The following is a 22365-nucleotide window of genomic DNA, read 5'->3' as shown; positions in this document are numbered from 1 at the left end:
GTGTGGTGTGGTGCGTGGTGTGGTGCGTTCTGGGCTGGTTCTGTCGGTGGTGTGGTGTCCACTGGTTGCGCTGTCATCGGCTGCTTCTCCCTCGCCCTGGCGTTCGTTGTGCAGGGTTTAAAATAGAACACAGGTTCGATTATTTGGGAAGTCGACTGCCCGGAGGTGAGTGGGTGTTGCGGGTCATCCATCTGTGGGCGGGTGGAGCCCGGAGGAATGAGCTCAAAGCCGTCCACCTGTGGATGAACCGCCCGCGACGACATGGCGGGCCTTCGATACCCTTCACACCATGAATCCCACGCGCCATCTAAGCCTGGTGGAGGAGAACGCCAGGTTTGTCGTGATTCCTCGAGGCAGGCAGGCAGGCAGGCGGGCGCGGTGGGGTGGCGCGCAGGCTCAGCACGGCGGGGGAGTAGCAGTGGGCGATAAGGACAGGCGTGAGACGTCATGCGTTTCGATGACCTGATCCTCGCCATGGACGACTATCCGCAGACTCCTGCCGAGAACAGGCAGGAATGGCTGCTGATGTACTCCCGCGGGGTTCCGCCGGCAGTGATTGCCGAATGGTGCAGGGTCGATGTCCGGCGCGTCCACCGGGCTGTCGATCGGCAGATTGGCAGGCATCCTAGATGGTTCGACCGGTGCTGGGTGATCCACGACCAGCCGGCACCCAGCAGCGCCAAGCGCCGTTTCCGGCGGAATCGGGAACAGGTGTGGTGGGAGCACTACGCCGACATGGCGTCCTACGTGTACCGGGTGGGTGGGCTGCCGGCGCAGAACGACAGCATGGAGGCGAAGGTGCTGTACCGGTGGGTGGAGAACCAACGCCGGAGTCACGATGCGGGCCGGCTCGCTCAGGACAAGATCGAAGCCTTGGACAGAGTGGGGGAGTGGATTGGTACAAGGAAGGGCAACCCGGAGGAGTTGTGGGCGCGGCGCCTCGAGCAAGTACAGCGCTTCCGGGACGAGACCGGACGGTTTCCCGTATATGACCCGCAGCGCCATCCGGACGAGAAAGTCCTCGCGGTCTGGCTGGGCCGGCAACGCACCTGGCACCGGAGGGGTCGGATTCGTGGCGACCGGCAGGAGCAGTTGAGTCAGGTGCTGCCCGGTTGGAACAGCTTTAGGAGTGAACTCGAGGCTCAGCACAGGATCGCCGGCGGTCTGTAGGGAAGTTTCGAGCGTGTCCAGCCCGACCGAGCCCTGAGCTGGCACTGTTACCGTGACATCCTCGTCAGCATCACTGATCTCGACGTCGATATCCTGGCCCCCGTTGTTCTCGAAGGTACCCAGAAGCCGGCCCCGGGCACCTTCCTCATCAGTGCCCAGAAGGACACTGCGCAGCTTGAGCCCGCCTACGCTCTTGTCGTCACCGACCGCTGTGGAGTTCCAGTTGTCCGCGGGTTACTTCGTGTTTTGGATGATTTCTTCGATCAAGCGCAAGATGGCGACGCTTCCAGGGTCTCGTTGGCCGATGCTGCGGTCTCCCTGCCAGGCAGCTCTTCCACGTTTTGACTTCAGTCGAGTTGTTTCCTCCACAGCGGTGTGCGCGGTCTGCAGGATCGTGTCGGATGTTGTTTTGTCCGCTTGAAGTGCGGCTGCTACTGGGTAGATGACGTCGAGGAGGGTTTTGTCGCCGGGCTGGGCTCCGCCTCGTTCAGCGATACGGGCTGCTACTGCTTCTAAGAACCGGCCGAGTTGATGCCTTCCAAGGTCATCTGCGTCATCGACTGTTTCAAGTGCCCCTAGGAGTCCAGCACCAATAAGCGCAGCGAAAGTTGAGGGATTGGCGCTGGCGAAGGCGCTGGCTGTAGCGCGGATGACACTGGCTACATCGGTATCTTCGGGCAGCGTTCTAAGGGCTGCAACCACAGCGTCGCTTCCAACAGAGATTGTGATGCCAAGATCACCGTCACCAAGGACTCCGTCGAGCTCCCGGAGTTCATCAGCGTGCGCAGGCATTGCTGGTAGTGCGGCGAGTAGCATCGCGCGCAGCTGGCTGGGAGACCCGGTGTGCCGTACGGGGTTGACTGGGCCGGCAGTATCGAGGGCGATCGCCGCTGGTGCCTCCGCCGCTTGGCCCGTCGGTTCGAGTGTCCCTTGTCGGAAAAAGGGCGAGGATGCTGGTGCAGCCATGAGCCGTTCGAGTTCATCATCGAGTTGCATAATCGAAACGGAGGCGCCGGCCATCTCCAGGCTTGTGACGTATTCCCCGATGTAACGATGCGCGATGGTTACTCCTCGGTCCCGTAACACGTGGGCCAGGCGTCGGTAGATCAGGTAGAGCTCTTCGAGCGGAGTGGCTCCCAGCCCGTTTACGAGGACTGCAACACGTGTGCCCGACGAGAGGTCAAGCTCCCGCTCAAATTCGACAACGAAACGGTCGGTGATTTCATCGGCGCTTTCGAGGGGTCCGCGATGCGTGCCTTGCTCACCGTGAATTCCGATGCCGATTTCCATCTCCCCTTCATCGAGGGCGAAGGTTGCTTCCCCGGCCGCGGGCAGAATTGTCGGTGATAATCCGACTCCCATGGTGCGGGTGGCATTGACGGCTTTTTGGGCCACGCGTGCCACCTCAGGCAGTGGTGCCAGTTCATCGGCTATGGCGCCTGCGACCTTATAGACAAGTACGAGACCGGCGACACCACGCCGTGTTGTTGCCTCTGCTGGTGGTGCCGACAGGATGTCGTCGGCACCGAGCACTGTTTCGACCTTAATTCCCTCTGCCCGGCAGAGGTCAGCGGCGAGGTCGAAGTTGTACACATCACCGCCGTAGTTGCCGTACAGGTAGAGCAGTCCGGCGCCTCCTGCTACCGCGCGGGACGCCGCATGTATGTGGGCAGAGGAGGGAGAGGAGAAGACGTTGCCGATGGCGACGGCTGAGCACAAACCTCTGCCGACATACCCGAGGAAGAATGGCAGGTGACCGGAACCGCCACCGGTGACTATCCCTACACGACCAGGCATTGGTGAGTCTGCACGGACCAGGGTGCGGTTGTCGGTTGTTGCAGGGCGAACCTCGTCGGGGTGTGCTGTAAAAATTCCCTCCATTACCTCATCCACGAATGCCTGGGGATTGTTGATGATCTTGCGCATAACTAGACGGCTCCAAGAGACAATGTAGTGGCGAGCTCTCCGGCGGGAGCGTCCGAGATGACTGCAGCGAGTTGGGTAATGCGAGCAGCGTCCTGGGCATCCACCGGTGCAACAGCGGAGCGTACCGGGCTTGCACCAAACCCGCGGGCCGCGATACCTGCTTTGAGGTGAGTGAGGCTTCCCGCGCGCACCGCGGCGACGGCAGCGACCACATCGGCCTGACGCAGGGCAATCTCATTGCTGTCACCTGTGCTCAGTGCATCGCGCAGCGCCACAAAGGGTTCTGGGTACGCCGAAGACACGCCCGACACGATGCCGTGTCCACCCGCTTGGATCAATTGGCCGAAGGAGACGTCATTACCGGAGAAAAGCGTGAACCCGTCAGGTCGTGCAGCGAGGAATGAGGCAACGCTTTCGTCGGTTTCACCACTAATCTTCACCCCAGCAACACCAAGGTCGGCGAGATCACTCAGAATCGAAGGCGTGGACACGGTGCTCGTTCGCGCTTTGAAAAGGTAGGCGAAAACATCCGCTTCCCGGGCGTCACTGACCAACTGCTCGTAGTAGCCAAGTACCTGAGCTTCCGGGGCGGGCTGGAAGAAGGGCGTAATTGCAGCCATCTTCGTCGCCCCGTGGTCAACGGCCCGTCGTACCAGGCCGACTGCCTGTCGCGTGCCAGCGGCGCCTACGTGGATATAGACACGATCGGCGGGGAAGACCTGCAGGGCAATGTCGAGGATGCGGATCCTCTCATCATCGGTGAGGGTTGGGAACTCCCCGGAGGTTCCCGCCGGGAACAGCGCATCAACACCTTTCTCCCGGAGCCATTCGATGTGTCGGTGGATTTCCTCTTCTGCCAGGTCGCCTTCAGCGGTGAAGAGGGTCGGGGTGGCGGTGATGACCAGGGGTCCGGCTGGGGGCGTCATGAGTGGATGTCTTTCTGTTCGAGGATGGTTTCGGTTGTGTCACTAGCGTTGCGGCGCTTTGCACGAGCTCCCCGGAAGCGCGTAATAACCGGCGGGAGGACGACAGCCGCGGCGCTGATGATGAGGATGGTCATCGCGATGGGGCTACCGAGGATGTTCTGCGGGCCTCCGATTTCGAGGGCCCGTCGTAGGTTGCCTTCGGCGAGCTTGCCAAGGATGAGGCCCAGGACCACGGGTCCTGCGGGGAAGCCGTTACGGCGCATGAAGAGGCCGATGACGCCGAAGAGGAGCATGACGGCGACGTCGATGACGCTGTTGTTCACGGCGAACGTTCCGACCATGCAGAAGACGATGACGAGGGTCCAGAGGTAGTGCGGTTTAAGGTCGAGTAGTTTCGTCACACCCCGCAGACGCAACAGGCTTAGAACAAGGGTGAGGATCGTCGCGATTGCGAGGATGCCGGCGATGCTCCAGACAAGGTCGGGGCGGGAGGTGAACAGAGCTGGGCCTGGCTGGATTCCCCAGACGATCATTGAGCCTAGAACGACCGCCATCACAGAGTCGCCCGGGATGCCGAGCGCAAGGGTTGTCGTGACCGATGGACCGATCCCTGCGTTGGAAGCGGTGTCGCTGGCGGTCAGACCTTCGATCGAGCCCTTCCCGAATTCCTCTGGGTGTTTGGATGCTTTCTTCGCGGCCGCCCAGCTCATGATGCCCGCGATGTCGCCGCCTGCTGCGGGTAGCGCCCCGACTACTGCCCCGATTCCTGTGCCGATGCCCAACGGCTTGACCATTTGCCTGACCTCGCCCCGGTTGGGCCACCACCGGCCGAAGTTCGATATCGCAACGTGCTTCTCGGCCTTGTAGGACAGCATCTGGTCGAAGATGTCTGCGATGCCGAACAGTCCAATGATGGCTGCGATGAATGGGATTCCGTCACTGAGTTCGAGCACCCCGAACGTGAATCGTTCAGTGCCTGTGATGGGGTCCCGTCCGACGGTGGCCAGTGCCAGCCCTGCTGCGCCCGCGATAAGTCCCTTGCCGATCTTGCCTCCGGAGACGCCGACCATCATGGTCAGACCGAACACGACGAGGGCGAAGGTCTCTGCCGGCCCGAATTGCAGTGCCAGACGTGAGATTGGGATGGCCGCGACGATCAGCAGGATCAGACCAAGAAACGTTCCAATCGCCGATGCAAATGCAGATACCGTCAGGGCCACTCCAGCGAGTCCCTTTTTCGCCATGGGGTAACCATCGAATGTCGTGGCAATTGAGGCGGGTGTCCCGGGAGTGTTGATGAGGATCGAAGGAACCCGGTCGCCGAAGTTCGCAGCGACGTAGATAGTCAGCAGGACGGCAAGGCCTGGCACGGGGTCCAGAGTGAGCGTGAATGCGCTTGCCAGTGCGACGGCCATGGTGGCTGTTAGGCCGGGAAAGGTACCCACGAGCATCCCGGCGATTGCACCGATCAGGATGCAGAGCAGGACGGTCGGGTCGGCGATCTGCCCAAGTCCTTCGGTGATGGCGTTCATAGTGGAACCTTCAGCAGGAGGACAAACAGGACATAGAGCACAGCCGTAACGAGCACGGGGAAGAGCAGTAATGCTCTCCACCCGCGGCCGCCGATGATGAACGCCAGCGCTGCAACGAGCACGAGGGTCGCGATGCGGAAGTCAAGGAAGTACCACAGCACCCCGTAGGCGAAGGTTGTGGCAACGACCGTGACGACCCGAACAACACCGAGCCGGGTGGAGGGAAGTACGTCCTCCTCCGTGTGGTCCCCGACCACGAGGCTCTTGACTGCCACTCCGATCGATAGGGCGCAGATGACGACCCCCAGGATCTGCGGCCACCACCTGGGACTCAAACCCGTAGCGATGTCGGGCTCCGTAATGCCTTGTGACAGGACCAAGACAAGTATTCCGACCGCTAGAGCGGCAACGGATCCGACGAGTCCCCGCCCTCGTGCTCTGCGGTGAGGCGTTTCAGGCGACTCATTTACAGCGATGCTGGACATGACGAGTTCCTACAGTTCTAGTTGTCCTACCTATTTGGCGAAGAGAGTTGCAAAGCGCTCGGACTCGGCGTCGTAGAAGGTCTTGAAGTCCTCCGGGGCCTCATAAACCGGGATGTTGCCGGACTTGTTAATGACGGCCTTGAATTCTTCCGACTCGGCTGCAGTTTTCACTGCATCTGCGAGAGAGGTGCGCACATCATCAGGCAGCCCGGCGGGTGCACCAACGGCACCCCAACCTCCGATCGTCACATCAGCGCCGGCTTCTGTGGCCGTCGGAACTCCCGGTAGCGCCTCCGATGTCTCCTCGTCGAAGACAGCAAGGACCCGCAGCCTGCCGTCTGCGGCGGCAACGGAGGTCTCTGAGATGCCGGCCGCTACCGCGTCGACTTGGCCCGCTATCGCGGCTGTGACAGCCGGGGCCCCTCCATCGAAGGGAACCGGCTTCAACTCAACACCGGCTGTGTCATTCAGTGCGGTAGTCGCTGCCTGCCAGATCGAACCGGCTCCCGAGTTGGCGACAGTGATCGTTCCCGGGCTGGCCTTGGCTGCATCAAGGAGATCTTGGAACGTCTGGTAAGGGCTGTTCGCCGCGACGGCGATCGTTGCGGGGACAGAGACAATCTGACCGAGCAGATCGAATGCTGCCGGGTCCAAGTCGTAGCCCTGATGTTCGAGCATGACCGTCTCGACGGGCAGGTAACCGATCGTGTATCCGTCGGCCGGACGTGCTGAAAGGTAGGTCAGACCGACCGATCCGGCACCGCCAACACGGTTCTCGACGACGATCGGCTGGCCGAGCTCGCCTTCCATTTCGGCGGCAAGCGTCCGAGCGGACAAATCAGATGCTCCACCGGCGGCATAGGGGACGATCATCGTGATTGATTTCGACGGGAACTCCCCACTCTCGGCGGCCGCGCCGTCCCGGTTGGCGCAACCTGTCATGGCAAGCGCGGCAACGGCGGTAACTGAAACGACGGAGAGCACGCGATTGTGGTGGCGGCTGGAGATTTTACGCATGATACAGAGCTCACTTCCTTGTGAATGGGTAAAGCAGCATGAACTAGCTGTAGGGGTTAGCTTCCGGAGTAGCCCTGTCGAAGCCTGATCCGGGAGTTGTCGAGATGAGTGGCGAGTTCGTCCAGCGCTTCGTCGTCTTTCCCGGCACGGACGAGATCCGCGAGGTCCTCATGAGCCTCGAGGGAGAAGGCGAGCCGGTCGTGATCGAGATTCACCAGGAGGAGCAGGTTCTCGATGGTGGGCTGATATTGCGACCAGACATCTGCGAGACGGCGGTGCTGGGACGCGATACCGAATGAGCTATGGAACTGCATGTCGGCCAGCGTGAACTCCGCCGGGTCCTTCGCGTCGACCGCCAGCTTCATGCGCTCGATCGCCGCCCGGAGGAGGGCATCCAAATCATCACGGTGAGCCACCAGTGCCGTCTGAAGTCCGAGACGCTCCAGCGATGCGCGAAGGCTGAAGAGCTCGTCAATATCGACCGCTGTCAGTTCGACCACTGCTACGGACCGGCCACGAGACTCCACCAAGCCCTCGTTCAACAAAATCCGTATCGCATCTCGGATTGGACCGCGGCTGACCTGAAACGCATCGGCCAGCTTCGACTCCACCAGCAGGGAACCGGCAGGCAGGTCCTGCGTGATGATCTGCCGCCGTAGGACGTCAACTACCTGGTCGCCCAGGAAGCTCGCTCGCTGCAGAAGGAGAGGGTGCGTCATTGAAGTCCATCTCTGTAATCCGTTTACGGTAAACGGTTAACCAAAGATATCGCGAAAGTAGCGAAGTGCAACCCCTTGACGGAAGATTTTTGCTCAACCCTTCAGGGCTTTTGGCATGGCGCAGGTTCTCGCTACTTGCGCGGAGGCAACGAGCCCATGAACACTCGGCACATGAACTCCTCCTCGATCGTCGTTGTCGGATCCATCAACGCTGACATCGTCGTCGACCTTGACCGTCACCCACAGCCAGGCGAGACAGTCCTGGGGCGATCTCTGAAGATCCTGCCGGGAGGCAAGGGGGCCAATCAGGCAGTAGCGGCGGCCAAGTTGGGAGCCCCTGTGAGCATGATTGGTGCGGTCGGCGCTGACCATCACGCCGAAGTAGCGCTGGCTGGTCTTCGGGCAGCTGGCGTAAATCTCAGCGCAGTGCAGCAAGTCAGCGGCAGTACCGGAGTTGCCATCGTGCAGGTCGCCACCAGTGGGGAAAATTCGATTGTTGTCCTGGCAGGAGTAAATGCCGACATCACCGTTGACACCGTCACAGCTGCCGAGGATGTCCTCGATGCGGCCAGTATCGTCATTGTGCAGGGCGAGATTCCCGAAGCTTCGGTCGCCGCAGCGATCCTAGCGGCGCGAGGGCGAGTGATCGTGAACCTCGCTCCAGTGATCACGATCGATCGCAGCGCGCTCCTCAAAGCAAATCCCCTCGTCGTCAATGAGCACGAGGCTCTTTTGGTCCTTCAACAATTTGCAGAAGCGACCATCCCGATGGACACGCAGAATCACGAGGCAGTCCTCGAGGAGTTACTACACTGCGGATTTTTGAGCGTCGTCCTCACTCTTGGAGCGGCAGGAGCGCTCCTGTCTGAAAACGGGAGCGTAGTCCGCATACCGGCCCCCCGAGTATCTGCACTCGACACCACGGGAGCGGGCGACGCCTTCGTCGGAGCACTCGCCGCGCAACTGCTGATCGACGACAATCTCGTGTCTGCAGCGGAGTTCGCGGTACGGGTCGGTTCCTTTGCCGTGCAGCGACAAGGTGCCCAGCCCTCCTATCCCACCACTGCAGACACCCTTCCCGCGTTGCTGTGAGTCAGTGTGCTTGAACAGATGTGGGCGTGCTGTTGCGCCTGGGTACACCCCAACGCAACAGCGCAGGTTGTCTCAAGTCCTGTTGCTCTAGGGCCCCGGAAAGGTTTTGCAACAGAAGCGAGCGAGGGTCTAGGCCTCGTGCAACGTTCGCAAGCTGCCTAGTGATTCGATAGGCCGACCGTCTCACTTCTGCTTGAACCGTTCATCGTGCTGTCACCTGTCGCTGATAGCTTCACCGGATGGACGCCACCCTGCCCACGCCTCAGTCCGCGCCTCAGTCTGCGCACACCGTAACGGCCGCCAGTCTCGCCGGCCGTGAGGGCTTCGACGAGCGGTTCATCGGCGTCCCGGTTCCCGTGCCTGTACTCGCGCTGGCCGGGGTTGAGACGGTCCTGCTCCCGTACACGCACTTCTCCGTGCTGATGCGCCCCGACAAGCGCCTGGCCGCGGTCACGGCCCTGGGGATCGACGGGGCGAAGCTCATGAACCTGGATCGGTCGGAGATTCAGTGGCGGTTGGATCCACGGCTGCCGGAGGATCAGCAGACGGGGGAGCGAGTCTACGCGCGCAACGACATCGACCGCGGACACCTCGTCCGCCGTGCATCCGCGGTGTGGGGCGACACCCGGGCCGAGGCACAGCAAGCCAATGAGGACACCTTCCACTACACGAACGCTGCCCCGCAGGCAGCGAAGTTCAACCAAGGCCTCGAGCTCTGGCTGGGCCTGGAGTCGTACCTCCTCGAAAACGCCGCCGACAACGGTCGGCGCATGATCGTGTTCACGGGCCCGATGTTCAGCGACGCAGACCCCGTGTACCGGGGCGTGGAGATCCCGCTGCGGTACTTCAAGGTCGCCGTCTTCCTGCACGACGGCGCGTTGGCGGCAACGGGGTACGTCGTTGACCAAACTCCGCAGGTGGCTGACCTCGACGACGTACCGAAGCCCGGTGCTGTCGGGGATGATGCACCACCGTTGGGGCCGTTCCGGACCTTTCAGGTGCCGATCCGCGACATCGCCGTGCTCACCGGGCTCGACCTCGAACAGCTGGTCGGGGTAGATCGAATGCCGATCGCCGCGGCCCTACCCAGCGCGCGCGTGACCTCCGCCTGGCGGGAGCTTTCCAGCCCGGAGTGCCTGGATCTTGACTTCGATTCGAAGGACTGACTCCGATCTGCGGCTGCCGTCCGTGTTCTGCTCATGAATCCGGTTCCGGTAACGCAGGGGAGGTGGTCGTTGCGGGTTCGGCCCGCTCGAGACGGAATAGCGTCGATGGCCACTCACCAAAGCTGCCGCTGCTGCTAACAGGGTGTCGCGCCAGCGAACCGATAACCGCGCATATGACACTTCTTGGCGGTACAGCAAACTCTTCAGTGAGAGGGTGTGTCAGCGCCCTGTCTATCGCGGATAGCAGGGGTGGAGGGTGCAGTTAACGAGGATGATCAACGCCCGCAGCGAGACAGTCACGGAGAAGCCGTCGTTTCGCTCGGCGGCCGCCAAGCGGCGTGCCCTGATTCCCGGAAACGGGTACTACGAGTGGCAGAAGAACGCGGACGGCACCAAGGCCCCGTACTACCTCCACGGGGAGGACGAGGACCAGCTGCTGGGCTTCGCGGGCCTGTACGAGTTCTGGCCCGACCCGACGAAGGCTGAGAACGCCGAGGACAAGTGGCTGGTGACCGCGACGATCCTCACCCGGGCCGCGCATGATGCGCTCGGGCACATCCATGATCGGACGCCGGTGATCGTGCCGAAGGACCTGCAGGATCAGTGGCTGGACACGACCATGACGGAGCGGGACCAGGTGCAGCACTTCATCGACACCATCCCCGAACCCACCCTCGTTCCGCGGGTCGTCGGCAAGGACATCGGATCTGTCCGCAACAACGGACCACAATTAGTTAGTCCGGTAGCATCCTAGTGTTTTGAGGCTTATCGAACATCCTTTTTGCCGTACTTTCCATTTATACCCATCCCAAGAACCACACTAGAAACGACAGCGCTCAAGGCGGAGATTACGGAAAAAAAATCGATGGGAATCTCTCCAGGGGCCATAGCAATAGCTATGCATGTGCTAACAGAGGCGCCCCACACTGTACCCCCCACGGCTAGATATAGGTCGGGACGAGGGTCTGGTTTCTCCTGGATGCGAAGTCTCCGACTTGCCTCTTTTACGTGGTCAGCAGTGACGACCGGGGATCGCGTGCGCCCAGCTTCCACTTGGGCTCCCGTGATAATCAACGAGACGTAGGCTGCGTGTTCTTGGGTATATGCAGTGACCGCGTCAGAGTGCCAAGTTGGGGGAGGGGGAGCAGCAGCAAGTCCTTGAGCCACAAATTCAATGGTCTCGGGAGGTGTTGCTTCGGGAGCGGGCAGTGGTGCTGCTACGAAGGATTGTGGAGTTACTAGTCCTGTGTTGCCAGGTTGCTCAGTCAAGTTTCGATCCCTCTACTTCATCCCCAACGGCAGCTCCTGCAGTTGGCCTGAAGATGCCCACCGCTGATCTTCTTGATTCTTCTGCTGCGGCCAGAACAGCTGCGTCGGTAACAACAGCACGATTTTGCTTCTCAGCTTCCAATTTTGAGCGCCTGTACGTTCGAAAGAAGTCGACAATGACAAGTGCGGTCGGGACCCCAACAGCTAGAAAGAGCCAAGGGGATGAGGAGTCTTCTCCTATAACGAGGAAAGTCGCGAACAAAACAGTTTGCACTAGTAGAAATAGTGCAATCGTAGAAGACATGATTCGCCGTCGTCGGACAGCCAAGCGCTGTCTTTCTATTTCTTGCTTGCGAAAGTATGCAGAGATTGGATCGCGAAGAGTCTCATCTAGAATTGCGTTTGAAAGCTGTATCGTTTCGAGGTTTTTCAGAGCGTCATCATGCATCTGTTCCAGTTCGTTCAGTCTTAAGCTGTTCGCCCTCTCTTTCGCTGCAGAATCCTCTTCGAGACGGCTTCGAATGTGTGTCGTTGTCTCAGTTTCAGCCCTAGTCGAAGTGGACTTCCTTGCTTGGTCAGCTACTTCTGGCTTTGACTCACTTGCCTTGCTCAAGCGGAGAGATTTTTCTTTCGTGCCCCCGGATTTCGCTCGCACATAGTACCGAGTTGAACCTGATTTCGTGCGGCGGACGATGTCTTTAGAGCGGGTTGCGTCGTCTCGGCTCTGAATGATGATTTCGCCGCCGCCTGAGTTGCTCACGACTTCCTTAGCGCTGGCGACGGCGTCGGCTTGGGTTTCATGGTGGGATGAAGCTCGGCTTGCGTTGGGCTTCTTGACGTCCCAGCCACCCTTGTCCGAGGGAACGATATGGCGACTACTACCGCCTCGCGTGTCGCTGATCTTGTTAGTGGTTGCACCAGCAGTTTTAGGAAGCTCAGGGCGTGGACGACCGGAGAGAACGTCCTCAACTAGCGGAGGAGTTGGCATACCGTTACTGAGAGAAGGAGCACCTTCTGAAAATTCGTCTTCTTCTTCCTCTGACACGACGTCTCCGGTGTAGTGGCTCGGTGTTCGTTTCGAGCGCGTTGTCCTCAAAGCGTACCCACTTATGGCATTCGTCTACCTAAGTGGAGTTGAGCTGCATGTGTTGCGAGCCGGTGCAGCATCGGGTTCGTAGCAACGTTGCGATGAGGTACACACGGTACATCAAGGAGCGTCAGTAGGGGATCGTCCCTTGAGGTCACCAGGTAGAAGTTGCTGCGAGGCTGTTTAGGGGGCGGATGGGGTTAGGTTCTTGCCTTATGCCTGAGTTGCGCGGCGGCTCGTTTCATCGCGCGTTCGTTTCTGCGGCGGGTCAGTTTGTATAGCCAGTTTGGGACCTGAGGGGTGGTGCGCCGTAGGTCGAATAGGCGTTCCTGCCAGACGAGGAGGTCTTGTGGCTCTATGGATTGATCGTCGCGTGTGAACCGTTTGGTGATGGTTGTTGCTAGATCTGCTCTGTCGCGTGCTGCTTTCCAAGTGTTCATGACATATTCGGTGACGTCGAGGAATGCTGGAAGCACGGGGAAGAGTGCACCCAATAAGAAGCTGGCTAGGGTGATGCCGCTGAAGCTCGCCCAGGTGATGAGGGCGATGAGCCATAGGACTGCGGTCACCGCCCAGACCGTGACCGTGGTGCGAATGAGTCGATCGGTGTATGCGGCGTTACTCCGTTGCGCAATAGCTATGGTCGTGACTCCCGTGCTGGACGCATCAACGGTGTACCAGTCGAGCAGCTTTTCGGCCTTCGCAATGTTCCACAACGACTTGTTGTCGTCGGCTATGAGAGCGATGTCTTCGGGTGAGGGTCGTTCTGCGCGGTCGATGGTTTCGGGCATGTCGAAGAGGTATTGATCAAGCTCTTCTTGAACGCAGGCCGCTTTGACCATGGTGCGGGCCTCGAGCCAGGAGAGAAGGGTTCGGCCGGCGAACAACCAGACTCCGGTGATCGCAGCGATTGTGACAGCTGCCGTCGGAGCGAGCAAAGAGATGAAAGGTCCTCCCACCCCAATGATGAGAACGCCGATCCACCGCAAGCCTTGCCAGCGTTTGGCGTGGTTGTAGAGACGGCGCTGGGCGATGAGCAGTCGAAGGGATCGGTCATCATTCTGTCGTTGACTTATCGTTTCGCTACTTGGCGGATGGTAGTCGTGGCTTGTCATGGGGTGGTCAGAGTTTGAACAGCAGTTTCAGTTGCTCGATAGCTTTTTCGTGGTTGCCGTCTCTTTCGTAGTCTCGGGCTTTACCAGCCCGGGACACCGCGGTATCGAGCTTTGACAGAGCATCCGCCTTACTCGTCGCTGAAGACGTGGCAGTGAAGCGGGAACCCAGGCCCGTGGGATCATTCATGGCTGCGAGATTCGCATCAAGAATTTTCTTCAACGCAAGATGCAGGTCCATGACGGGAAGGTAGGCACCCTCACCGTCGAGGTGCTTCGCGGCGCGCATCTCGAGGTAGCAGGAGGATACAGGTACGCTGCGTCGGTACTTCCAAATCTTCATCTGTCGAGCAAGTTTCTTCGCGGCCCCGTCGTGCTTCTTGTTGACGTCGTTGACGTACTTATTGTGATTCTCGGGGAAGGTCTTCATCCATCCGCCTGTCGGATCGGGGATCCAGTAGCCGTTATCTGAGTAAAACCCCGGTACAACCTCGACATCACCGTTGGTGAAGCGGCAAACAACGGCAGGCTGACGAACAACGATTGTTGTGGTGGGGTACCGGACCTGCAGTGCAGCCTTCACCTTGTTGAGTGTGGTCCATTGCGACTCAGGGCGGCTGCCTTTGAGAGACACTAGGTAGTCGGCGTCGCTATGGGTCCAGATACCTGTTCCGTGGCGGAGAGACCCGATTTCGAACATGCCGAAGATACCAAGGGAAGCGTCCAATTTGGCTTCGATTGCCGTCCGGTGGCTGCGAGCTCCGGAGAACTGCGTCGCGGACGGTGCCCAGGAGGCGGTCGTCGTGTTCAGCCAGGCAGTGGCGGTTTGAGTCATGAAGAAGCCCTTCTCTTTGTTCAAAGTAGTACGCAATGCTGGATGCTCGCTTAGCAGAAATCCTATGTGTAATGACCGACACTATCGGCGCGGTAGTTTGTGAGAACAAGACCAGAGCCTGAATAGCGGCTTGGGAAGCGATGCCCCGAGGTCTTAACTGAAGAGACGTTTATTGAGGCCCGCGCTTGATCGAGCAGTGCTTTCAGGCATCCAGGGGCCGCTCCAGTTCAGTGCTTCGCATCCGACCGGCGCCGATCCGCGACATCGCTGCGCTGACCGGACTGAACCTCGAGAGATTGGTAGCCGTTGATCGGATGCCAATCGCTGCAGCCCTATCCAGTGCACGCCTCACTTCCACATGGCGTGAGCTCTCCAGCCCCGAGTACCTTGACCTGAACTTCGACCTAGAAGCCTGACCTTGAGACCCCGAGCTCCTGCGCGCTGTCGCACCAAAGGATCCTTTGACCGGACGGATCGATGAGGTTTCGACCGGTCCGGTCGTTCTCAGCATCGGCGCGAGATCTTGAGCTGCCGCTTTGTCTCAACAATGTGTCTCACATCAGGTATTCTCATCAAAGCGGATATATGCCTTTGATGAGCGCAAGGAGCGCGGGTATGGGAAGTATCGGGTATGCCCGGGTCAGCACTTTGGAGCAGAACGCAGATCTGCAGCATGCGGCGCTGACGGCAGCTGGCTGTGATCGGATTTTCACTGATCATGGGGTGAGCGGGACGATGGCTAGCCGGCCTGAGCTCGATAAGCTCCTCGATCACCTCCGGAAGGGGGACGAGGTGGTGGTGTGGAAGCTGGATCGACTCGGGCGCAACACCCGCAATCTACTCGCCTTGATTGATGACCTGGAACGCAGGGGCGTGCACTTCCGCAGCGTTACTGAGGGGATCAGTACGACCGGGCCGATGGGTCGGGCCATGCTGACAGTCATGTCCGCGTTCGCTCAGCTTGAACGTGACCAGCTCGCCGAACGGACCAGGGCAGGCATGGCCGCGGCCGCCGAACACGGACGCAAAGCCGGCCGGCGGGAAGTGACTACCGACCATGCGAAGGTCAGGCGAGTCAGGGACCTCAAAGCTCAAGGTCTTGCCCCAGCCGACATCGGGAAGATCATCGGGGCCAGCCGGGCGACGGTGTACCGCTATCTCAGTATCGGAGCAAACGAGTCGAGCTGATCGAAGTGGAATCGGCTAGGGAGTGTGTTATCGGGCCTGGTACGTCACGTTGTGAGCATCTCCACTTGTCGCTGCACCCGGTGGCGGTGGTAGGTCGCGTTGTCCCGGGTTCTAGATTGCTGTGGTGTGTGGATGTGCTCGGATGGGTTCAGACTGTGGGCGCACGGGCGCCGTCAACGCCAGGGTAGGTGTTGCCCGGTATTTCGTGGGCTGCTTCCTACCGGTTCCTGCGGCATAAGCACATCTGATCTTGATGGGAAGCACAGGGCGGTGCCACGCACGGGCGGCACATACTGGGTCCACCCCTAAAGATGTCCCAGCGGATTCGTTCGCGGGACTCAGCCGGAATACACCGACGAGCCTCGTGCACGAACGTGGGAGTCCCTCCGGTCGTCAAGCAGCCGGCTCCCGGAGGGAAACCGGCAAGGTCCTGGCTAATGCTCACCGACCTGCCTCATGCCCACGGGCACCTTCGACTGCGGAGGATTGTTGGAGCAACTTACGGTTTAGTGGATGTTGTTAGGCTGCAGTTCGAGGTTCGGGTTAAGAAGCTAGCCCGGATCAGAGTTCGTCGAATGGTTTTGTCATGTCCTCCACCGTTGAACCCACTGAATCCTTGGTGCCCCTGTCCGGAGCCGTGTCCAGTGTCGAGTATTTCATCGATTGTCCGACCGGCACTGTGGAGCACTACTTCGCCGACGACTCCTACAACTGGTCGGATGAGTTGTATCGGATTCATGGCTACGAACGCGGTGAGGTCGTCCCTACCGTGGAGCTCGGGATGTCTCACATTGTCCCCGCGGACCGGGATGCTGTCCGGGCGTTCTGGAATCAGGTCACCACGGTGGGCGGGCCGTCCTCGGTGTACGCCTCCTTGCGTGACCTTCATGGGCGCACCCGCAAGCTCCTCATCTCCGCGGATTTGATTCTCGATGACGAACAGGAGCCGGTCGGGGTGTGGGGTCTGGTGGTGGACCTCACGCGGTCGATCCACGCCGATACGCACAGGATCGCCAATGAGGCCGTGGCCGCGTCCGCGGTGAGTCGTGCCGTGATCGAGCAGGCCAAGGGCATCCTCATGGGACGCGCCGGTCTCAACGCTGCCGAAGCGTTCGAACGCATCAGTTCCTACAGTCAGCGGAACAACCGCAAGGTCGTGATCATCGCGCAGGAAATCATCGACCGGGCCCTGAAGCTCACCTCCCACCACCAGCACCAGAGCAGCGACACGGCCCTGTCGGACCTCTTCCGGGGTCTCTGACTCGTCGTGATACCGGGACCTTGAGTACCGGTGAGCAGTAAGGAAAGGGCAGCTATGGCGGGGCAGTGCCCTGCCCTGTCATGCCGGGTATCGGTATGACCTCCGAGGCGTTCCAGTACCTCGAAAACGTCTAGGTTTTCGAGACGCGGCAGAGCGGAGTCTTTCGTCCGTTCCTGCGTCTTGTACAAGAGACTTCTCATTGTGTCGGTTGGAGCAACACCGATCAGGGAGGGTCTTTGGTGTGCTGGCAGTCTGGTTGGCCGACGGGGGTCAGGCCCCTCCTGATGGGGCGGGGTGTTGCACTCGCTGTGCCCCGCCTCGTCTTTGCCTCAGCTGGTTGGTAGGCACCGGCGGCAGGTTCAAGGGCTGGTGTCGAGTGGGACACTGGCACGGTGAGGCCATCGCTGCGGGAAGTGCGGTGAGCCTAGGCTTGGTTGGTGGTGCGGAGTTCGATCGGATTGTCTGCGAGGGATACACGGATACATGGGTGAAGGATTTAACGTGCTGGATGAGTATGTGCAGCAGTGGACCGCGATCCAGACCGTCCGGGCAGCCGGTCTGGATCTCGAGGACGTCGTCACGGCCTACGTCGGTCTCGCCGGGGAAGCCGAGGAGCTCGATGTTCGCGCCTACCTGACCGGACTGGTGATGCTTCCAGTACTTGAGCGAAACCTCATTGCCCAGGCCATCAACGAACTACTCGACAGCATCGGCTCGATGGTCGATGGTGCGCACTACAGCACTGAGGACACGGCCTCCTTTTCCGGCTACGGCGACTACCTGCGCCGACTGAGCCTTTCTCCTGATGGTTATGATTTCACCGCCCCACCCGTCGGGGACCACAGCGCCAGCGCCACTACCAGTACGAACGATTCAGCAGCGAGCCGCGCTGAAAATCCCGCTGGGTTCACTGACGAACCTGATACCGCAATTGATTCCATGGACGATTCCGGGTTGGACGATGCAGGGTGGGATGAAACTGAGTTCCGGCGCCTCCATGCTTTGTATGAGTCGGGGTTGCTCGAGACCGGCGCGGAGGAACGCTTTGACAGGATCACCCGGCAGGCCCGGGACCACTTCGGTGTGAGCTCGGCTTCCATTGCCCTGATTACCGAGGATGCTCAGGTCATCAAGTCCGTGGTTGGACCCATTGGGCAGGACCTCCCACGGGGTGTGGCGTTGTGCGCGAAGACCATCGAACGCGACCGCACCCTGGTGATCCCTGATGCGAGCATCGATCCCCAGTGGCGGGACCACCCCCTTGTCGCCGATGGTCCACGAGTGCGCTTCTACGCCGGTCACCCCATTTGCACGGCCGACGGGTGGCGTATCGGCACCCTGTGCCTGATCGATGACCGTCCGAGGACGTTCACCGACGAGGATGCACAGGTCCTGCGACGTCTGGCCGCGCACGTACAAAGGGAAATATGGGTCTAGGCCGGCTCCTCGACTCGGCCGCCCAGCAGGTTTGTAAGGTGGCTTAGTTTGTTATCGGGTGTCTTCCCGATAGTCTCATCAGGACACCGGGGTCTAGCCAAAGGCCATGGTTGGGACAAACGACAGGAACGGTTATGACAGATCTCTTGCACCCCGTCCAGACCAGCTTCGCTTCCACGACTGCTCCCGCTGAGCCAGGCGTTGACCTTCCGCTCACGGGATTCGCCCTCAGCCGCGAGGCTTCCGAGGTGCGCCCCGCTCGTCCTGAGCATGACAGCGCACTGCTTGATGACGATCTGTCTTTCGAGGGCCTCTCGGAACTGTCGACCAGGCAGCTGCGCGTGATGGTGAATCAGGCCTACAAGGTGATGGACACCGACTTCCCCCCGGCCGGCGCGATCGAGCGTTACGAGATGATCGTCGACGAGCTCGAGCGCCGGGCACGGCAGGCCATGGAACGCGGTTCCGTGGAACCGGGTCATCAGGTCAAGGAATCCTTCCGCGATAACCCCCTGTACTGCCGGTTCGAGCTGTTCGTCGATGGCACCCTCGCTGCGTTCGTGAAGTACACGATGAACGGCGGGCAGGTCATCCTCCTCGACGGTGTGGAACAGCCCGCATTCCGTGATCAGGGCCTGGACTCGACCCTGATGCGCCACGTCGTGCTCAACGCTCACAAGCGACGCCTGAGCCTGATCCCGCAGTGCCCCATGGCGTTCTCGTTCCTCGCCGACAACCCCCAGTACCAAACACTCACCGCCCAGCCCGGACACTAGGAAACTGAGCAGCCACACCTGCGCTTGCTGTCACCTGATCATCAGTTAGTTGGCAGGCACCTCAACCTCCGGTTATCCCGTACTGCTCATGTGCCCGGGTGTTCCTCGGCGCGAACCTCCAGTTCACCCCGCCGATCTACGCCGTAGAGCCGGCGGTTTCGAGCGACCGCAGTAGCGCAGGCGTATGCCAACGCTTGAGTCTCGGCTCTCATGCCAACCCTGAGTGCGTTGAGCTATGCACTGGGGTGACGTTTGGCCCTACGGGTACCACCCGCGGCAAGCCTGCTCATCGAAGGTATCCAGGAGCCATCGCATAAGAAGTTCATCGGGTGCACGGGGCGGAGGTTCGTGTCTACTTCGAACCCGTCGGCGGTTCTGTTGGTTCGGTACGAGGTTCGCGATAGCCTCGATTGATAAGGGTGCTGATCATTGTCTGTGACGGAGCGGTGGTCGGGGTGCCCGATCGGTCGTCGGTGATGGCGTGGAGGCTTGGGTGGACGGGCAGGTGCAGGTGAAGGTGACGATGCTCGCCCTGGCAGAGGCGCACCTCAGCATCGAGGATTTGTGGGTGCGGTATTACGGGCTTGGCGGTGTCATCTCAGCGTTCGAGGTTCAGGCCTACCTGTCGGGCTTGCTGGAGTTGCCTTCCTGTGAGCGGAATCTGCTTGCGCAGGCGACCAATGAATTGCTCGAGGCAACGCAGGTGCGGGTGCGGGTACCGGTCACTGGTGAGGACGAAGCGGATCAGGCGGCGGGGGATTCACGGCGCGCCCTGGGGGCTATGGGCGCGTTCCTCTTCACGGAGGACGAGCAGGAGGCGGAACGGTTGGCCGCCCTGGATCGCACGCATCTATTGGATTCGATACCTGAGGAGCGATTCGACCGGTACACGCAGCAGGCCAGGGACCACTTCGGTGTCAGCTCGTCGATCGTCGCGCTGCTTGATGACCGGCGCATGTTCCTGAAGTCCGTTATCGGGCCGATCGAGCAGAACCTGCCCCGGGAGATCACGTTCTGCCATGCGACGATCCGTAGCGCCGGGCCTCTGATCGTTACGGATGCGCTCGAGGATGAGCGTTTCAGCACCAATCCGCTGGTGCTGGGAGAGCCTTTCATCCGTTTTTATGCCGGGTATCCGCTTCGGGGGCCCGGCGGGTGGATCGTGGGAACCTTGTGCGTCATCGACCAGAAGCCACGGGACTTCTCCCTCCAGGACGAACAGTTCCTCAGGCATCTTGCCGGTCTCGTCGAGGAAGAGATCAATACCTGACCGCAAGGCCACGGTGGTGCCGCTACGTCGGCGCTGTGGTGGGAATTGTGGGCGCCGATGAGCTGCGGATGGCTGGAGGGTGGCTCAGGTGTAGTGAGTTCGGACGGGACCGGTGTGACCCAGGGAGGAGAGCATCGCTTCGGCGAGGTCTTTGAGTTTCATGTTCCGTCCGTTTGATGCCCGCCGCAGGATGGCGATGGCTTCGTCCTGGCTGCACCGGTTCTGTGCCATGATCGCGCCGACGGCCATGTCGATGGCGGTGCGGGATTCCATGGCTGTCTGCCGGTTCCGTGCATCGTCGCTGAGCTGGGCTATCCGAACAGCAAGGCGAAGGGAGCGGGACGCGTCCCGGGCGAAGCCTTCAGCGACGGCGATGCCCTTGTCGTCGAAGGTATGGGGTTCGGTGGAGTAGAAGTCCAGGCCGGCGCTGGCACCTGCATCGAGTCGAATCGGGATGCCCAGGGCGGATCGCAGCCCATGGGATGCGATCGCTTCCCTGTACTCGGGGAAACGGGTCTCTGTCAGGAAATCGGGGATGTGAACGGTGACGCCCTCGCGTGCCGCGCGCAGGCACGGCCCGTCGTCGAACCCGTACTGGATCTCATCCATCTGCTGTGCTTCAGCGCTGCTCGCAGCGACCGTCACCATCGACCTCGGCCGCAGCAGCGTCACCCCGCAGTACACCTCACCGTAGGCACCGGTGAAGGCCTGGGACGCGACCTGCACGAGACCGGTGAGGAACTCCTGGACGTCGTCACTTTCCATCACCATGTCCTGCAGCATCGCGGTCACGGTGTCCTGCTCTACCTCGCGGGTTAACTCCTGCTCATCAGGCATGGGGTTGCGTATCCTGCCCGCTTACGCCCTGCACCGAGGTGACTGCCGTGGGCTCTGGCTGAACAGGAGTGTCGTTCGAGGTGAGGTCCCGGAAGTCGAGTTCCTCGGTGATCTCTTCGAGCCGGCTCTCGGTTTCGGGGGACGGACCATCCTCGTGCACGTACTCGTGGTCGAGTTGCCGGTGCAGCTTACTGTTGAGCACCTCAACCTCTGGTTGATCCAACACGCCGACGTCCTCCGGAAAAGGCTCGTCGGGAGTGATCCTGGTGCTCATCAGATGCTCGATTCATACGCTGGAAGGGGTGGACCGCTTTGCGCGCAACACACTGCAAAGCGGTCCCGGTTCTGACCAATAATCCTACTCAGCGCTGCCTGCCGTTTCGGCACGGATGGCGCAGAGGAACATCAGACCAGAAGGCTCACCGGGATACAGGCGGTATCCAGGGTGTGACCGGTGCGGGCGTAACTGTCGCGGTGGTCGAGTTCTTCCAGAACTTCCGCCAAGCGGAACTCGGTCTCCGGGGAGGCTTCGAACCCAGGATCCGAGCTGGGTCACCGTCAAGACCGGCCTGTTCGGCACCTCGGAGTCCTTCGCACCCCTGCAGGGAGCGAATGTGAACGGCAACGACGTGACCATCGGCTACACCAAGGACCAGGTCAAGGACGCGCCCCGCATCGAATCCGACGGTGACCTCAGCCCTGAAGAGGAAGACCGGCTCTACCGCCACTACGGGCTCTCAGGACACGCCGGGACGACCGGTAACCTCGGTACCACGACCAACGCGGGAACGAGCGGGTACGAGTCTGGCTTCCAGGCCGGCGACGAGCGTATCGATCGCCGGGACAAGCCCGGAACGGTCGGCCACGACACCTCCGGTCCCACCACTGATGACGCGATGACCCGCTCCGAGGAGCAGCTCCACGTCGGCACCGAACGCCGCGAGGTCGGCAAGGCCCGTCTGCGGAAGTACGTCGTCACGGAGAACGTCACCAAGACCGTCCCCGTGATGCACGAGGAGGTCCGTATCGAGCGTGAGCCCATCACCAACGCCAACCGCGGTGACGCCCTCGACGGCCCGGCGATCAGCGAAGAGGAACACGAAGTGATCCTGCACGCCGAACGCCCCGTCGTGGAGAAGGAAGCGGTTCCCGTCGAGCGTGTCCGTCTCGACAAGGAAACCATCACCGAGCAGGAAACCGTCACCAGCGACGTGCGCAAGGAAAAGATCGAACTCCTCGACGACACCACCACCGACGGCA

The 22365-nt window shown here is 60.7% G+C and carries 20 protein-coding genes and 1 pseudogene; 10 read left to right on the top strand and 11 right to left on the bottom strand.

The window, feature by feature from the left end:
- Positions 1-447 precede the first annotated feature (447 nt).
- A complete protein-coding gene (locus ACX80N_RS17125; protein ID WP_459340358.1) occupies positions 448-1170 on the top strand; it encodes a helicase associated domain-containing protein in 723 nt (240 codons plus the stop codon).
- Positions 1171-1404: 234 nt separating this feature from the next.
- Here the strand turns inward: ACX80N_RS17125 and ACX80N_RS17120 are convergent, their stop codons facing one another.
- Genes ACX80N_RS17120 through ACX80N_RS17095 form a run of 6 tightly spaced genes read right to left on the bottom strand, consistent with a single transcriptional unit; the run spans position 1405 to position 7775 of the window.
- Positions 1405-3096: a dihydroxyacetone kinase family protein gene (locus ACX80N_RS17120; protein WP_459340357.1), complete on the bottom strand. Its 1692-nt coding sequence runs from the start codon at positions 3094-3096 to the stop codon at positions 1405-1407.
- 2 nt (positions 3097-3098) lie between these two features.
- On the bottom strand, positions 3099-4022 hold the full coding sequence (locus tag ACX80N_RS17115; RefSeq protein ID WP_459340356.1) for a dihydrodipicolinate synthase family protein: 924 nt from the start codon (positions 4020-4022) through the stop codon (positions 3099-3101).
- A complete protein-coding gene (locus ACX80N_RS17110; RefSeq protein WP_459340355.1) occupies positions 4019-5554 on the bottom strand; it encodes a tripartite tricarboxylate transporter permease in 1536 nt (511 codons plus the stop codon). Before ACX80N_RS17110 ends, ACX80N_RS17115 begins: the two co-directional genes overlap by 4 nt.
- The gene (locus tag ACX80N_RS17105; protein WP_459340354.1) at positions 5551-6039 is read right to left on the bottom strand and encodes a tripartite tricarboxylate transporter TctB family protein; all 489 of its coding nucleotides are present in this window, start codon (positions 6037-6039) and stop codon (positions 5551-5553) included. The genes ACX80N_RS17110 and ACX80N_RS17105 overlap by 4 nt, the downstream gene beginning before the upstream one ends.
- Before the next feature lie 30 nt (positions 6040-6069).
- A complete protein-coding gene (locus ACX80N_RS17100; protein ID WP_459340353.1) occupies positions 6070-7056 on the bottom strand; it encodes a tripartite tricarboxylate transporter substrate binding protein in 987 nt (328 codons plus the stop codon).
- A 56-nt stretch (positions 7057-7112) separates the two neighbouring features.
- Positions 7113-7775 (bottom strand): GntR family transcriptional regulator, encoded by a 663-nt coding sequence (locus ACX80N_RS17095; RefSeq protein ID WP_459340352.1) that lies wholly within the window; start codon positions 7773-7775, stop codon positions 7113-7115.
- A 171-nt stretch (positions 7776-7946) separates the two neighbouring features.
- Here ACX80N_RS17095 and ACX80N_RS17090 point away from each other — a divergent pair, with 171 nt between their 5' ends.
- From ACX80N_RS17090 to ACX80N_RS17080, 3 genes are all read left to right on the top strand, one after another.
- On the top strand, positions 7947-8867 hold the full coding sequence (locus tag ACX80N_RS17090) for a ribokinase (RefSeq protein WP_459340351.1): 921 nt from the start codon (positions 7947-7949) through the stop codon (positions 8865-8867).
- 239 nt (positions 8868-9106) lie between these two features.
- Positions 9107-10033 carry a DNA/RNA non-specific endonuclease gene (locus ACX80N_RS17085; protein WP_459340350.1) on the top strand — a complete coding sequence of 309 codons (927 nt, stop codon included), beginning with the start codon at positions 9107-9109 and terminating at the stop codon, positions 10031-10033.
- Positions 10034-10304: 271 nt separating this feature from the next.
- A complete protein-coding gene (locus tag ACX80N_RS17080) occupies positions 10305-10787 on the top strand; it encodes an SOS response-associated peptidase (protein WP_459340349.1) in 483 nt (160 codons plus the stop codon).
- Positions 10788-11294: 507 nt separating this feature from the next.
- Here the strand turns inward: ACX80N_RS17080 and ACX80N_RS17075 are convergent.
- The 3 genes from ACX80N_RS17075 to ACX80N_RS17065 form a co-directional block, all read right to left on the bottom strand.
- Positions 11295-12347, bottom strand: coding sequence for a DUF2188 domain-containing protein (locus tag ACX80N_RS17075; protein WP_459340348.1), 1053 nt, complete (start codon positions 12345-12347; stop codon positions 11295-11297).
- A gap of 242 nt (positions 12348-12589) precedes the next feature.
- On the bottom strand, positions 12590-13504 hold the full coding sequence (locus ACX80N_RS17070; protein ID WP_459340347.1) for an S-4TM family putative pore-forming effector: 915 nt from the start codon (positions 13502-13504) through the stop codon (positions 12590-12592).
- Between the two features lie 7 nt (positions 13505-13511).
- A complete protein-coding gene (locus tag ACX80N_RS17065; RefSeq protein WP_459340346.1) occupies positions 13512-14360 on the bottom strand; it encodes an SMODS domain-containing nucleotidyltransferase in 849 nt (282 codons plus the stop codon).
- Positions 14361-14951: 591 nt separating this feature from the next.
- Between ACX80N_RS17065 and ACX80N_RS17060 the strand changes: the two genes are divergently transcribed.
- The 5 genes from ACX80N_RS17060 to ACX80N_RS17040 all read left to right on the top strand — a co-directional run bounded on the left by ACX80N_RS17060 (position 14952) and on the right by ACX80N_RS17040 (position 20268).
- Complete coding sequence (locus ACX80N_RS17060) at positions 14952-15524, top strand: recombinase family protein (protein WP_459340345.1); 573 nt, start codon at positions 14952-14954, stop codon at positions 15522-15524.
- Between the two features lie 586 nt (positions 15525-16110).
- The gene (locus ACX80N_RS17055; RefSeq protein ID WP_459340344.1) at positions 16111-16785 is read left to right on the top strand and encodes a PAS and ANTAR domain-containing protein; all 675 of its coding nucleotides are present in this window, start codon (positions 16111-16113) and stop codon (positions 16783-16785) included.
- A gap of 483 nt (positions 16786-17268) precedes the next feature.
- Complete coding sequence (locus ACX80N_RS17050; protein ID WP_459340343.1) at positions 17269-18222, top strand: GAF domain-containing protein; 954 nt, start codon at positions 17269-17271, stop codon at positions 18220-18222.
- A 134-nt stretch (positions 18223-18356) separates the two neighbouring features.
- A complete protein-coding gene (locus ACX80N_RS17045) occupies positions 18357-18998 on the top strand; it encodes a GNAT family N-acetyltransferase (protein ID WP_459340342.1) in 642 nt (213 codons plus the stop codon).
- A gap of 493 nt (positions 18999-19491) precedes the next feature.
- Positions 19492-20268: a GAF domain-containing protein gene (locus ACX80N_RS17040; RefSeq protein WP_459340341.1), complete on the top strand. Its 777-nt coding sequence runs from the start codon at positions 19492-19494 to the stop codon at positions 20266-20268.
- A gap of 84 nt (positions 20269-20352) precedes the next feature.
- Here the strand turns inward: ACX80N_RS17040 and ACX80N_RS17035 are convergent, their stop codons facing one another.
- Positions 20353-21105, bottom strand: a complete 753-nt coding sequence (locus ACX80N_RS17035; RefSeq protein WP_459340340.1) for an ANTAR domain-containing protein — start codon at positions 21103-21105, stop codon at positions 20353-20355.
- Entirely contained in the window at positions 21098-21379 is a 282-nt protein-coding gene (locus ACX80N_RS17030) for a hypothetical protein (protein ID WP_459340339.1), read from the bottom strand. The genes ACX80N_RS17035 and ACX80N_RS17030 overlap by 8 nt, the downstream gene beginning before the upstream one ends.
- A gap of 259 nt (positions 21380-21638) precedes the next feature.
- On the opposite strand from ACX80N_RS17030, the pseudogene ACX80N_RS17025 reads away from it, so the two are divergent.
- Positions 21639-22365, top strand: a pseudogene (locus tag ACX80N_RS17025) (YsnF/AvaK domain-containing protein); the annotation flags it as partial.

The organism is Arthrobacter sp. MDT2-16 (genome assembly GCF_054510925.1).
This window is presented reverse-complemented; position numbering and strand designations above follow the sequence as displayed.